Here is a 12,828-nt window from a genome sequence, read left to right on the forward strand (position 1 = left end):
CGCCGCCCCATCGCGGGAGAACGAAGATGCCGATGTTGAAATACGCGCTTCGCCGCGCAGCGCAGGCGATACCGGTGATCCTGTTGATCATGGTCGGCGCCTTCCTGCTGCTCAAGCTCGCGCCCGGGGACACGGTGGACGCGCTGGTCGGCGACATGGGCGGCGCCGATGCGCAATTCATCGCCAAGCTTCGCGCGGAATACGGGCTCGACCAGCCGGTCTGGGTGCAGCTCTGGCGCTACCTGATCAAGATGGCGAGCTTCGATTTCGGCTGGTCCTTCGTCTATGAGCAGCCGGTGGCGACGGTGCTGCTCGACCGGCTCTGGGTCACGCTGACGTTGATGTGCGCCTCGCTCTTTCTGGCGTTCACCATCGGCGTCGCGCTGGGCGCCATCGCCGCGCGGCGGGCCTATTCCGCGACCGACAACGTGATCTCCACGCTCGGGCTGGTGTTCTACGCCACGCCGAGCTTCTTTCTCGCGCTGATGATGATCGTGCTGTTCTCGGTCAAGCTGGGCTGGCTGCCGGTGGGCGGGGTCAAGAGCATCGCCGCCTTTTACACCGGCTGGGACTATTACGTGGATGTCGCGCTGCACTTCGTCATGCCGACGGCGGCGCTGTCGCTGATCTATCTCGCGTTCTATCTGCGCCTGATGCGCGCGAGCGTGCTGGAGGTCGCGGAGCTCGACTATGTCCGCACCGCCCGCGCCAAGGGGGCCGGGGAAGGGCGGCTGATGATCCACCACATCATGCGCAACGCGCTCCTGCCGGTCGTGACTCTGCTCGGGCTTCAGTTCTCCACGCTGCTCGGCGGGTCGGTGGTGGTCGAGACCATCTTCACGCTGCCCGGCCTCGGCCAGCTCGCGTATCAATCCGTGATTCAGCGCGACATGAACACGCTGATGGGCATCGTTTTCCTGAGCTCGGTCATTGTGATTCTCGTCAACTTCCTGACGGATCTGCTTTACGCCCGGCTCGATTCGAGGATCGAACTGTCATGAGCCTCGCCGAACCTGACGCCCTGCCGCCGGCCGAGCCCTCCCGTCTTCTGGTCTTCTGGCGGCGCTATCGCCGCAACCGCGCGGCGGTGCTGGGACTGGTCCTGCTCCTGGGCGTGATCCTGATGGCGTTGCTCGCGGGGGTCTATGAGCCGGTGGACCCGCTCCGCCGGGCGGGCGTTCCCCTCACCTGGCCGTTCATCGACCGGGCGACGCCGCTCGGCACCGACCAGCTTGGCCGCGACATCCTCGCCGGCATCCTCTACGGCGCGCGCATTTCGCTTCTGATCGGACTGGTGGCGACGTTGATCTCGATCACCATCGGCGTCGTCATCGGCGCGATCTCCGGCTATTTCGGCGGATGGATCGACGATGTGCTGATGCGGGTGACCGAGGCGTTCCAGACCATCCCCAGCTTCGTTCTGCTGCTGGCGCTGGTGGCGATCCTCGGCTCGTCGATCGAAAATATCGTGCTCGCCATCGGCATCGTCTCATGGACCGCGCCCGCGCGGCTGGCGCGCGCGGAGTTCATGTCGCTGCGCAAACGCGAATTCGTTGAGGCGGTGCGCAATCTCGGCGTCGGCGACGCGGCGATCATCTTCCGCGAGATCCTGCCGAACGCGCTGCCTCCCGTCGTGGTCTACGCGTCGGTGATCATGGCGCTGGCGATCCTGATGGAGAGCGCGTTGGCGTTCCTCGGCCTCGGCGATCCGAACTATGCGAGCTGGGGCAACATGATCGGGCAGGGCCGCGCGGTGCTGCGCAGCGACTGGTTCGTGGCGGCGATCCCCGGCGTCGCCATCGTGCTGACGGTGCTTTCCTTCTCTCTGCTGGGCGAGGGCTTGAACGAGGTTCTGAACCCGAGGCAGAAGAAGGGATGAGCGACACGCCCGGATCCGAAAGCGAAACGCCGATCCTCGAGATCGAGAATCTCCGCGTGGCGCTGCCCAAGGGCGCGGACAGGCCCTATGCGCTCGATGGACTGAGCCTGACCGTGCGGCCGGGCGAGATCGTCTGCCTCGTGGGCGAGAGCGGCTCGGGCAAGAGCCTCGCCGCCGGCGCCGTGATGCGGCTGTTGCCGGAGCCGCAGGTGCGGATGACCGGCGGGACGATCCGCTTCGACGGGCGCGACCTCTCCGAGCTTGACGAAGCCGGGATGCGCGCGCTGCGCGGCGACCGCATGGCGATGATCTTTCAGGAGCCGATGACGGCGCTGAACCCGCAAAAGACCGTGGGCTGGCAGATCGACGAGGTTCTGATCCTGCACACGGATCTGAACCGCCGCGCCCGCCATGCGCGCGCGCTGGAGATGCTGGAGCGGGTGCAGATCCCGGACCCCGCCTCGGCCCTCAACGCCTATCCGCACCAGGTCTCGGGCGGGCAGCGCCAGCGGGTGATGATCGCGATGGCGCTCGCCATGTCGCCCATGCTGGTGATCGCGGATGAGCCGACCACGGCGCTCGACGTGACCACGCAGCTTCAGATCCTCCGTCTCATCCGCGAGCTTCAGAAGGACGCGGGCTCCGGCATCCTCTTCATCACTCATGATTTTGGCGTGGTGGCGGAAATCGCCGACCGTGTCGCGGTGCTGCGGCGCGGAGAGCTGGTGGAGCATGGCCCGGCGGAGGAGATCCTGAACCGCCCGCGCCATGAATACACCCGCGCCCTGATCGCCGCGGTGCCCGGGCTGCGCCCGCCGCCGCCGCGCGATTTCTCGGGCGCGCCGGTGGTGCTGCGCGCCGAGAACATGGTCAAGACCTTCAAGGCGAGCGGCGGCTTTCTGAGCGGCAAGCGCAAGGCGGTGCGGGCGGTCGACGACGTCTCCTTCGATCTCCGGCGCGGCGAGACGTTGGGCGTCGTCGGCGAGAGCGGCTCGGGCAAGACCACGGTTTCGCGCTGCGTGACCCGGCTTCTGAAGGCCGATAGCGGCAAGGCCGAACTTGACGGCCGCGACATTCTCCACGCCGACGCGCGCACGCTCCGCGCGATGCGCTCCGAAATCCAGATGGTGTTCCAGGATGCGATGGCGTCGTTCAATCCGCGGAAGCGGGTGGTGGACCTGATCGCTCAGGGTCCGATCACGCATGGGATGAAGCCGGCGCTGGCGCGGGAGAAAGCGCGCGAGCTGCTGGCGCTGGTCGAGCTCTCCCCCGCCGCCGCCGAGCGCTACCCGCATGAGTTCTCCGGCGGCCAGCGCCAGCGCATCGGCATCGCCCGCGCGCTGGCGATGGAGCCGAAGGTGATCGTGGCGGACGAGCCGGTCTCCGCGCTCGACGTGTCGGTGCAGGCTCAGGTGCTCAAGCTGCTGACGGATCTCCGGGTGCGGCTCGACCTGTCGCTCCTGTTCGTCACCCATGATCTGCGGGTGGCCGCGCAGATCTGCGACCGGGTGGCGGTGATGGAGAAGGGGCGGATCGTCGAGATCGGCGTCACCGCCGAACTCTTCGCCGATCCGCAGCACCCCTACACGCGCAACCTGCTCCGCTCGATTCCCGGCCGCGACTGGACGCCGCCCACGCTGCCGGGCGACGCGGCATGACCTGTCCGGGGACATCATGATCGAATCCTTTCCTCCCTCCATCTGGGCCGAGGTCTCGGCGCCCCGCCCGCCCAAGCCGAAGCTGCAGGGCGAGGTCGAGGCCGACGCGGTCGTGATCGGCGGCGGCTTCACCGGCCTCTCATCCGCGCTGCACCTCGCGCGGCGCGGCCTGAGCGTCGTTCTGCTGGAGGCGAACGCGGTCGGCTGGGGCGCGTCGGGGCGCAACAACGGGCAGGTGATCCCGATTCTGACCGCCGCCGAGCCGGATGCGATGATCGCCCGGCACGGCGCCGCCGGCGAGCGGTTCGCCCGGCTGGTCGGCGCGAGCGCCAGCTACCTCTTCGACACCGCGCGCGAAGAGGGGATCGAGGCGGAGGCCGAGGCCGAGCAGGCCGGCTGGTTCCAGCCCGCGCACTCCCCCGGGCGCATCCGGCTCAGCGAGAAGCGGGTGAACGCCTGGCGCCGGCTCGGCTTCCCGGCGGAATTGCTGGATGCGGACGCAGCCGAGAAGGTGCTCGGCTCCCGGTTCTGGCATGGCGGCATGTTCAACCCGACCGGCGGCCATGTGAACCCGCTGGGGCTGGCGCGCGGCCTCGCCGCCGCCGCCGAGCGCCGCGGCGCGGTGATCCACGAGGACAGCCCCGCGACCAGCTGGGCGCGGGAGGGCGATTTCTGGCGCGCGCGGACGGCGGAAGGCTCGGTGAAGGCCCGCGCACTGATCCTCGCCACCAACGCCTACACCGATCAGGCCGCCCCGTCGCTCGCCCCAAGGCTGGCGCGGAGCATCGTGCCGGTGCTCTCCTGGCAGATGGCGACCGAGCCGATCGGCGACAATCTGCGGAAGGCGATCCTGCCGGGGCGGCAGGCGGTCTCAGACACCCGCGGCGATCTCCGCTTCTTCCGCTATGACGCGCGCAACCGCCTCATCACCGGGGGCGCGGTGCTCGGGCCGTGGAACGCGGCCGAACGCGTGAAAGCCACCGCCGCGGGGCGCCTGGCCGAGGCGTTCCCGGATCTCGGCGCGCCGAAGATGACCCATGTCTGGTCCGGCTATGTCGGCATGACCTGGGACCGCTTTCCGCGCATCCATCGGCTCGGCCCCGACGGCTGGGCCTGGATCGGCTGCAACGGGCGGGGCGTCGCGCTCTCGATCTCGCTTGGCCGCGAAATGGCCGCCGCCGTCGCGGGCGCGCCGGAGACGGAGCTGGCGCTGCCGCCTTCGGAGCCGCGCCCGCTCGCGGCCCATGCGATCGCGCGCCGCATCGCGCCATGGTATCTCGCCTGGCTGAAGCGCGCCGACCGCAGAGAGCCGAATTTCGACTGATCCTTTCGAGAGGAGACGCAGATGAACGACATGGGCATTCTGGAGCGGCGCCGCATCGAGGCGCTGATCCTCAAGCACGTCTATGAAGTGCTGAAGGCCCGCATGGGCGAGGAGGAAGCGCAATCCGTGATCGGCGAGGCCGTCTCCAATTCCGCCATCGAGCACGGCAAGGGCTTCGCCGAAGCGCTGGGGCGGGAGCCGACGCTCAAGGATTTTCTCGACATCATGCCGCTCTGGACCAAGGACGACGCGCTTCAGATCGAAGTGCTGGCGGCGGACGAGGAGAAGCTCGACTTCAACGTGGTCCGCTGCCGCTACTCCGAAATGTACAAGGAGATGGGCCTCGGGAATATCGGTCATCTTCTGTCCTGCAACCGGGACGGCGACTTCTGCGTCGGCTACAACCCCGACATGGAGCTGACCCGGACGCAAACCATCATGAAAGGCGCCAGCCACTGCGACTTTCGTTACCGCATGAAGAAGGATTGATCTCAATGGCCGTTGAAAACTGGGTATCGAAACAGATCGCAGACCTGACCGAGTTCCGCCGCGACCTGCACCGCAACCCCGAGTTGCTCTACGATGTCACCCGCACCGCCAGCCGCGTCGCCGAGGCGCTGCGCGCGGCGGGCGTCGACGAGGTGCACGAGGGGATCGGGCGCACCGGCGTCGTCGGGATCATTCGCGGGCGCACCGACGCTTCGGGCCGGATGATCGGCCTGCGCGCCGATATGGACGCGCTGCCGATCCTGGAGGCGTCGGGCGTCGAGTGGGCCTCCGAGGTTCCCGGAAAGATGCACGCCTGCGGCCATGACGGGCACACCACGATGCTGCTGGGCGCCGCGCGGGAGCTGGCCGAAAGCCGCAATTTCGATGGCGCGGTGGCCGTGATCTTCCAGCCGGCCGAAGAAGGCGGGGCCGGCGCCAAGGCGATGATCGACGACGAAATGCTGACGCGCTTCCCGATGCAGGAGGTCTACGGCATGCACAACAAGCCCGGCCTCGCGCTGGGCGAATTCGCCGTGTGTCCCGGACCGATCATGGGCTCGGTGGACGAGATTCGCATCACCATCGAAGGCGTCGGCGGCCACGCCGCCTTCCCGCACCAGACCACGGACCCGCTGATGGCGACCTCGGCGCTGGTGCAGGCGGTGCAGTCGATCGTCTCGCGCAATCTCGACCCGCTGAAATCGGCGGTGATCTCGATCACGACGATCCACGGCGGCGACGCCTTCAACGTGATCCCGCAGGCGATCGAGCTGACCGGAACCGTGCGGACGCTGGACGAGGAGGTCCGCACCATGGTGGAGCGCCGCCTGAGCCGCGCGGTCCAGGGCATCGCCGACGCGTTCGACGCGAAGGGGACGCTCGACTACATCCGGATGTATCCGGTCACGGTCAACGACGAGGTGGGCGCCGAACGCTCCGCAGCGGCCGCCGCCGAGGTCGCGGGGGCCGAGCGCGTGGACACGGCCTGGTCCCCCTCCATGGGCGGCGAAGACTTTTCGTTCATGCTGAACGAGCGGCCGGGCGCGATGATCTTCGTCGGAAACGGCCCGAGCGCGGGGCTCCATCATCCCGCCTATGACTTCAACGACGAAGTCATCGCCTGGGGCTGCTCCTACTGGACGACGCTCGTGCGCCAGCGGCTTCGCGTCGGCGGATGAAGCGCCCCCGGCGGGGGAGCGATGTCTGGCGGCGGCGCGATCGCGCCTAGGATAGGTCGCCAGACATCTTCTCGTCGCTGAAGGAGCGGCGGTACTTGCCGGGCGACATCCCGAACCGGGCTTCAAATTGCTGTGTGAAATGGCTCCGGCTGGAGTAGCCGGACAATTCCGCGACCCGCGCGATCCCCACGCCGCCGTCAAGCAGAAGGCGCGCGGCGTGCTGAAGCCGCAGGTTGCGGACAATCTCCATCGGGGCCGCTCCGAAGCTCCGATGGAAATGCTCGGCGAACCGGGACCGGCTCATGCCGACCAGCTCAGCCATCGATTCGACGCTGTGCGGCGCGCTCGGATTGCTTAGAACAGCCGAGAGCGCCGGCCAGAATCGCAGATCCGCCAGCGCCGCGATCCAGCGCATCGGGCCGCTCCGCGCTTCAACGCGCCGCCGGATCGCTTCGATCACGCATTGCAGAAGCAGCGCGCGAACCATCGCCCGAGAGCCGATCCGCGGCTGCATGATCTCGGCGACGATCAACTCAAGGGCGGAAGCGGTCACCGACGCGTCGCGGCCCGGCTCGATGACCGGCTCGCGAAGAAGATCGATCACCGGACCGGCGCCGCGGATGCCGATCGAGACGCTTGCGCACAGAACGACGAGTCCGGTCGCATCTCCGTCCGCGTCGTCGCCGCCCGACCGGTGATGCGCGAGGCCGAGGCCGGCGGGCTTGCATTCGGCGAAGGATACGAACTTCCCGTCGGACGCGCCAAGCGAATGGCTGCCGCCCGCCGGAACGAAAATCAGGTCGCCCCGAGCGATTCCGACCGGCGGAACGCCGGGCATATGCAGCGCGCCCTCGCCCGACAGGACATAGTGCAGGCTGGCGGCGGGAGCGCGGGGCATGGACAGCCATCCCCGCGGCGCCAGTTCGCAGAGCGAGAACGGGGTGGTCTCGACCACCATCGCCTCAAAGACCGAATCCAATCGCGTGTCTGCCACAGCCCGCACATCTTCGAGACGAAACCGAACATCTCGAGGTTTATCTATCAGGTCTCGCTTAAGCAAGGAGACCAGAATGTGCTCTGATCACGATCACACCTCTCATCATGACGTCACCCGCCGCGCCGCGCTGTTGGGAACCGCCGCCACGCTCGCGGCGGCCACGGCGACCGAGGCCGTCGCGCAAAACGACGCCTACGCGCCCCCGGCGGAGCCGGCGCTTCCGCCTTCGACGATGAAACTGCGGGCGGGCGAAGTCGCCGTCGTCGTCACCGATCCTCAGATCGACTTTCTCAGCCCGGATGGCGTGACATGGGGAGTCGTCGGTGAAAGCGTCCAGGAATTGGGGACCGTCGCCAATATCGGCCGCCTGTTCCGCGCGGCGAAGGCGAAAGACCTGACCGTCGCGGTTTCTCCCCATTATTACTACCCCACCGACCACGGATGGAAATTCGAGGGCGCGCTCGAAAAACTGATGCACGCCATCGGGATGTTCGACCGGAAAGGCCCGCTCGACCTTGAAGGCTTCGCCGGCTCGGGCGCCGACTTCATGCCGGAATACAAGGAGTTCATCGAGGACGGGAAGACCATCGTCACCTCGCCGCACAAGATCTACGGGCCCGAGACCAATGATCTCGTCCTGCAATTGCGCAAGCACGGAGTGAACCAGGTCGTGCTGGCGGGGATGTCCGCGAATCTCTGCACGGAATCGCATTTGCGCGAATTGCTCGAGCAGGGGTTTGAGGTTGCGGTCGTATCTGACGCGACGGCGGCGGCGAAGCTCCCCGAAGGCGACGGCTACCTCGCGGCCCTGACCAACTTTCGCTACATGGCCAATGCGCTCTGGACGACGGATGAGGCGACGGCGCGGATCGAGGCGCTGTAATCTCCACGCCCGCCATGGGGGGAGCCGCCCGCGCGGCTTCCCCACGATTCCCTCCGCTCGCCTCAACGCCGAAGGCGGCGGCGCGATCCATTTCGCAGCCGATGACCGCGCCCTTCGCCCGCCGGACGGCGTCCGACCCTGCCGGCCCGCGCGCATCCCGACCATCAGGACATATCCGCCGAGCCGCCGAAGCTGTCGCCGCCCATGGTCCGGGCGGAGGGCGGCGGGCGCCCCCTGCCGGCGGGTTCGACGACGGCGCCGACGTCTGCGTAACTTGAGGGCTCCGCGCCGACAGCCATTGCGCGCGCCACAAAATAATGGCAGCCGTGGAAGGATGGGTCCTTCTCACTTGCGGCCCCCGAAACGGGGGCGGGTCAGCATTCGTCGCCGAATGACGCCAGAAAGGAGATAACCGCGTGACACTGACACTTGACGGCGTGACGCTTGTCGTAGGCGGCCGGCCCCATATCCACGAGACGTCCCTGACGTTGGAGAAAGGCACCATGAATGTGCTTCTCGGGCCGACGCTGGCGGGCAAGACGTCGCTAATGCGGCTGATGGCGGGGCTGGATCAGCCGACGAAGGGCCGCATCATGTGGAACGGCGCGGACGTGACCGGCCAGCGCGTGCAGGACCGCAAGATCGCGATGGTATATCAGCAGTTCATCAACTACCCGTCGATGAGCGTCTATGACAACATCGCCTCGCCCATGAAGCTGATGGGGATCGGCCGCGCCGAGATCGACGCCCGCGTCCGCGAGACCGCGGAGTTGATGCAGATCACGCCGCTGCTGGACCGCAAGCCGCTGGAGCTGTCGGGCGGGCAACAGCAACGCTGCGCGTTGGCGCGCGCCCTGGTCAAGAACGCGGGCCTCGTCCTTCTGGACGAGCCGCTGGCCAACCTCGACTACAAGCTGCGCGAGGAGCTCCGCGCCGAGATCCCGCGCATCTTCGAGAAGACCGGTTCGATCTTCGTCTACGCCACGACCGAGCCGGAGGAGGCGCTTCTGCTCGGCGGCAATTGCGCGACGCTCTGGGAGGGGCGGGTCACGCAATTCGGCCCCACGGCGCAGGTTTATCGTCAGCCGGCGGACGCGACGACCGCGCGGGTGTTCTCGGACCCGCCGATGAATTTCCTTCAACTGGAAAAGCGCGGCGGCGCGATCCGCCGCGCCGGCGTGGATTTCAAAGGACTGGAGATCGAGCAAGGGCTGCCCGAGGGGCGCTATCTGGCCGGGTTCCGCCCCAGCCACCTGACGCTGGAGCCGAGCGCGGGCGCGATCCGCTTCGACACCACGCTGAGCGTGACCGAGATCACCGGCTCGGAAACCTTCATCCATCTCGACCACGGCGCCGACCGCTGGATCGGATTGATCCAGGGTGTCCGCGATCTGCAGCCGGGACAGCCGCTTCCGGTCTATCTCGACCCGAGCCGCGTCTATCTGTTCGCCGAGGACGGCGCGCTCGTCGCCGGCGCCTCCTACGCGAAGGTCGCGTGATGGCGAAGATCACCCTCGACAACCTGGCCCATTCCTACCTGCCCAACCCGCGCTCCGAGGACGATTTCGCCCTCAAGGAGCTGAATCACGACTGGGCCGACGGCGCCGCCTACGCGCTTCTCGGCGCGTCGGGCTGCGGCAAGTCCACGCTGCTCAACATCATCTCGGGGTTGCTGATCCCGTCGCAGGGCCGCGTTCTGTTCGACGGCCGCGATGTGACGACCGCGCCCACCGCGGACCGCAACATCGCGCAGGTGTTCCAGTTTCCGGTCGTCTACGACACGATGACGGTTCGCGAGAACCTGGCCTTCCCGCTCAAGAACCGGGGCCTCGACGCAAACGAGATCGAGCGCCGGGTGCGGAAGGTCGGCGCGATGATCGCCATGGAGGCGCAACTCGACCGGAAGGCCCGCGGCCTGACGGCGGACGCCAAGCAGAAGATCAGCCTGGGGCGCGGCATGGTCCGCGAAGACGTGAATGCGCTGCTGCTGGACGAGCCGCTGACCGTGATCGACCCGCATATGAAATGGGAATTGCGCACGCAGCTCAAGACGCTGCATCGCAGCCTCGGGCACACGATGATCTACGTGACCCATGACCAGACCGAGGCGCTGACCTTCGCCGACAAGGTGGTGGTGATGCATGACGGGCGCGTTGTGCAGATCGGCGCCCCTCAGGAACTGTTCGAGCGGCCCGCGCATACGTTCGTCGGTTATTTCATCGGCTCGCCGGGCATGAACCTGTTCGACGCGCGGATCGACGGGCGCACGGCTCTCGTGGCCGGCGCGCCGGTGGATCTCGGCGGCGTCTACACCGCGTCCGGGCGCATGCAGATCGGCGTGCGCCCGGAATTCGTCCGCCTGCGCGAAGGCGGGGACGGCGTCCCCGCCCGCGTGCGCCGGATCGAGGATGTGGGGCGCCACAGGATCGTCCGGCTGGACGTGGAGGGGAGCGAGGTGAACGCCATCGTCGACGAGGGCGAGGCGATCCCGGCCGGCGCCGACCGCATCACGTTCGAGCCGGGCGCCATCAACGTCTATGCGGACGACTGGCGCGTGGCGGCCTCGGAGGAGCAACCGCAATGAACAAGACCGTCAATCAGAAGGCCTGGTTCCTGGTCCTGCCGGTGGTGATCCTCGTCGCCTTCGCCGCCGTCATTCCACTGATGACCGTGGTGAACTACTCGGTGCAGGACACGTTCGGGCAGAACGTCTTCTTCTGGGCCGGGCTCAGCTGGTTCGAGGACATGCTGTCCTCCGACCGGATGTGGAACGCGCTGGGGCGGCAGGCGATGTTCTCGACGATCATTCTGGCGATCGAGGTGCCCCTCGGCATCTTCGTGGCGCTCAACATGCCGAAGAAGGGCGTCTGGTCGTCGGTCTGCCTGGTGACCATGTCGCTTCCGTTGCTGATCCCGTGGAACGTGGTCGGCACGATCTGGCAGATTTTCGGGCGCGTCGATATCGGCCTGCTCGGCTACACGCTTGACGCGCTGGGCGTCGATTACAATTACACGCGGGACACCGTCGACGCCTGGGTGACGGTGATCGTCATGGATGTCTGGCACTGGACGTCGCTGGTGGCGCTTCTGGCGTACGCCGGCCTGCGCTCGATCCCCGACGCCTATTATCAGGCCGCCAAGATCGACCAGGCCAGCCGCTGGAGCGTGTTCCGCCATATCGAACTGCCCAAGATGTCCGGCGTTCTGATGATTGCGATCCTGCTCCGGTTCATGGACAGCTTCATGATCTATACGGAGCCCTTCGTCGTCACCGGAGGCGGGCCGGGCAACGCCACCACGTTCCTCTCCATCGACCTTGTGAAGATGGCGCTGGGGCAGTTCGACCTCGGCCCGGCGGCCGCCTTCAGCCTGATGTACTTCCTGGTCATTCTGGCGATTTCCTGGGTGTTCTACACGGTGATGACCACGCTCGATCAAAGGGAGGGCGGGTGACATGACCGACACCGCGCTTCCCGGCGCCGGCCCCGCGAACGGCGCCATGACCATCGAGAAGCCGCGCACGGCGCCGCGCCGCTTTCGCCCTTCGGGGTCCGCGGTGACGATGGGGCTCTATCTTCTGTTCCTGATGCTGCCGGTCTACTGGCTGGTGAACATGAGCCTGAAGACCAACGCCGAGATCCTCGGCGCGTTCTCGCTCTGGCCGCAGGACCTGACCTTCGCCAACTACGCGCTGATCCTGACCGACGCCAGTTGGTACATGGGCTACGTCAACTCGTTGATCTACGCGGTCCAGAACACGGTGATCAGCCTCGTGGTGGCGCTGCCGGCCGCCTATGCGTTCAGCCGCTACAGCTTCATGGGCGACAAGCACCTGTTCTTCTGGCTGCTGACCAACCGCATGGCCCCGCCGGCGGTGTTCGCGCTGCCGTTCTTCCAGCTCTATTCCTCCATCGGCCTCTTCGACACGCATATCGCGGTCGCCCTCGCGCAATGCCTGTTCAACGTGCCGCTGGCGGTCTGGATTCTTGAAGGCTTCATGCGCGGCGTGCCCCGCGAGATCGACGAGACCGCCTATATCGACGGCTACTCGTTCCCGCGGTTCTTCATCCGCATCTTCATGCCCCTGATCTCCAGCGGGATCGGCGTCGCCGCGTTCTTCTGCTTCATGTTCTCCTGGGTCGAACTGTTGCTGAGCCGCACCCTGACCAGCGTGGACGCCAAGCCGATCGCCGCGGTCATGACCCGAACGGTCGGCGCCGCCGGCGTGGACTGGGGCGTGCTGGCCGCCGCCGGCGTGCTGACCATCCTTCCGGGGGCGTTCGTGATCTATTTCGTGCGCAACTACATCGCGAAGGGCTTTGCGTTGGGGCGCGTGTGATGCGCCCATCGTCGTTCGTCGCCTTTATCGGGTTCGCCGCATCCGCAGCCGCTGATGACGCCGAAGTGATCGAGGCGCATT

At 67.1% G+C, this 12,828-nt stretch carries 12 protein-coding genes; 11 read left to right on the plus strand and 1 reads right to left on the minus strand.

Annotated features, from left to right (window positions below):
* Positions 1-26 precede the first annotated feature (26 nt).
* From WG921_RS13120 to WG921_RS13145, 6 genes are read left to right on the plus strand one after another with little or no spacing between them, the layout of a single operon-like run.
* The gene (locus tag WG921_RS13120) at positions 27-1,001 is read left to right on the plus strand and encodes an ABC transporter permease (RefSeq protein ID WP_340109694.1); all 975 of its coding nucleotides are present in this window, start codon (positions 27-29) and stop codon (positions 999-1,001) included.
* Positions 998-1,879 carry an ABC transporter permease gene (locus tag WG921_RS13125; protein ID WP_340109695.1) on the plus strand — a complete coding sequence of 294 codons (882 nt, stop codon included), beginning with the start codon at positions 998-1,000 and terminating at the stop codon, positions 1,877-1,879. The genes WG921_RS13120 and WG921_RS13125 overlap by 4 nt, the downstream gene beginning before the upstream one ends.
* Positions 1,876-3,537, plus strand: coding sequence for an ABC transporter ATP-binding protein (locus WG921_RS13130; protein WP_340109696.1), 1,662 nt, complete (start codon positions 1,876-1,878; stop codon positions 3,535-3,537). The genes WG921_RS13125 and WG921_RS13130 overlap by 4 nt, the downstream gene beginning before the upstream one ends.
* A 16-nt stretch (positions 3,538-3,553) precedes the next feature.
* Positions 3,554-4,861: an NAD(P)/FAD-dependent oxidoreductase gene (locus WG921_RS13135; protein WP_340109697.1), complete on the plus strand. Its 1,308-nt coding sequence runs from the start codon at positions 3,554-3,556 to the stop codon at positions 4,859-4,861.
* Positions 4,862-4,882: 21 nt separating this feature from the next.
* A complete protein-coding gene (locus WG921_RS13140; protein WP_340109698.1) occupies positions 4,883-5,350 on the plus strand; it encodes an L-2-amino-thiazoline-4-carboxylic acid hydrolase in 468 nt (155 codons plus the stop codon).
* 5 nt (positions 5,351-5,355) lie between these two features.
* Positions 5,356-6,528: a M20 aminoacylase family protein gene (locus WG921_RS13145; RefSeq protein WP_340109699.1), complete on the plus strand. Its 1,173-nt coding sequence runs from the start codon at positions 5,356-5,358 to the stop codon at positions 6,526-6,528.
* Between the two features lie 46 nt (positions 6,529-6,574).
* On the opposite strand, the gene WG921_RS13150 is transcribed toward WG921_RS13145, so the two are convergent.
* Entirely contained in the window at positions 6,575-7,507 is a 933-nt protein-coding gene (locus WG921_RS13150) for an AraC family transcriptional regulator (protein WP_340109700.1), read from the minus strand.
* Positions 7,508-7,598: 91 nt separating this feature from the next.
* On the opposite strand from WG921_RS13150, the gene WG921_RS13155 reads away from it, so the two are divergent.
* The 5 genes from WG921_RS13155 to WG921_RS13175 all read left to right on the plus strand — a co-directional run bounded on the left by WG921_RS13155 (position 7,599) and on the right by WG921_RS13175 (position 12,747).
* Positions 7,599-8,408 (plus strand): cysteine hydrolase family protein, encoded by an 810-nt coding sequence (locus tag WG921_RS13155; RefSeq protein ID WP_340109701.1) that lies wholly within the window; start codon positions 7,599-7,601, stop codon positions 8,406-8,408.
* Positions 8,409-8,824: 416 nt separating this feature from the next.
* Entirely contained in the window at positions 8,825-9,907 is a 1,083-nt protein-coding gene (locus WG921_RS13160; protein WP_340109702.1) for an ABC transporter ATP-binding protein, read from the plus strand.
* Positions 9,907-10,992: an ABC transporter ATP-binding protein gene (locus tag WG921_RS13165; RefSeq protein WP_340109703.1), complete on the plus strand. Its 1,086-nt coding sequence runs from the start codon at positions 9,907-9,909 to the stop codon at positions 10,990-10,992. Before WG921_RS13160 ends, WG921_RS13165 begins: the two co-directional genes overlap by 1 nt.
* Positions 10,989-11,861: a carbohydrate ABC transporter permease gene (locus tag WG921_RS13170; protein WP_340109704.1), complete on the plus strand. Its 873-nt coding sequence runs from the start codon at positions 10,989-10,991 to the stop codon at positions 11,859-11,861. The genes WG921_RS13165 and WG921_RS13170 overlap by 4 nt, the downstream gene beginning before the upstream one ends.
* A gap of 1 nt (position 11,862) precedes the next feature.
* The gene (locus WG921_RS13175) at positions 11,863-12,747 is read left to right on the plus strand and encodes a carbohydrate ABC transporter permease (RefSeq protein WP_340109705.1); all 885 of its coding nucleotides are present in this window, start codon (positions 11,863-11,865) and stop codon (positions 12,745-12,747) included.
* The last annotated feature ends 81 nt before the right edge of the window (positions 12,748-12,828 follow it).

The organism is Paludibacillus litoralis, from assembly GCF_037646705.1.
GTDB lineage: Bacteria > Pseudomonadota > Alphaproteobacteria > Rhodobacterales > Rhodobacteraceae > Pikeienuella > Pikeienuella litoralis.

Excerpts from the sequence above, each read along its gene's own strand:
- WG921_RS13120 (WP_340109694.1), top strand. The coding sequence starts at position 27 with ATGCCGATGTTGAAATACGCGCTTCGCCGCGCAGCGCAGGCGATACCG.
- WG921_RS13125 (WP_340109695.1), top strand. The coding sequence starts at position 998 with ATGAGCCTCGCCGAACCTGACGCCCTGCCGCCGGCCGAGCCCTCCCGT.
- WG921_RS13130 (WP_340109696.1), top strand. The coding sequence starts at position 1,876 with ATGAGCGACACGCCCGGATCCGAAAGCGAAACGCCGATCCTCGAGATC.
- WG921_RS13135 (WP_340109697.1), top strand. The coding sequence starts at position 3,554 with ATGATCGAATCCTTTCCTCCCTCCATCTGGGCCGAGGTCTCGGCGCCC.
- WG921_RS13140 (WP_340109698.1), top strand. The coding sequence starts at position 4,883 with ATGAACGACATGGGCATTCTGGAGCGGCGCCGCATCGAGGCGCTGATC.
- WG921_RS13145 (WP_340109699.1), top strand. The coding sequence starts at position 5,356 with ATGGCCGTTGAAAACTGGGTATCGAAACAGATCGCAGACCTGACCGAG.
- WG921_RS13155 (WP_340109701.1), top strand. The coding sequence starts at position 7,599 with ATGTGCTCTGATCACGATCACACCTCTCATCATGACGTCACCCGCCGC.
- WG921_RS13165 (WP_340109703.1), top strand. The coding sequence starts at position 9,907 with ATGGCGAAGATCACCCTCGACAACCTGGCCCATTCCTACCTGCCCAAC.
- WG921_RS13170 (WP_340109704.1), top strand. The coding sequence starts at position 10,989 with ATGAACAAGACCGTCAATCAGAAGGCCTGGTTCCTGGTCCTGCCGGTG.
- WG921_RS13175 (WP_340109705.1), top strand. The coding sequence starts at position 11,863 with ATGACCGACACCGCGCTTCCCGGCGCCGGCCCCGCGAACGGCGCCATG.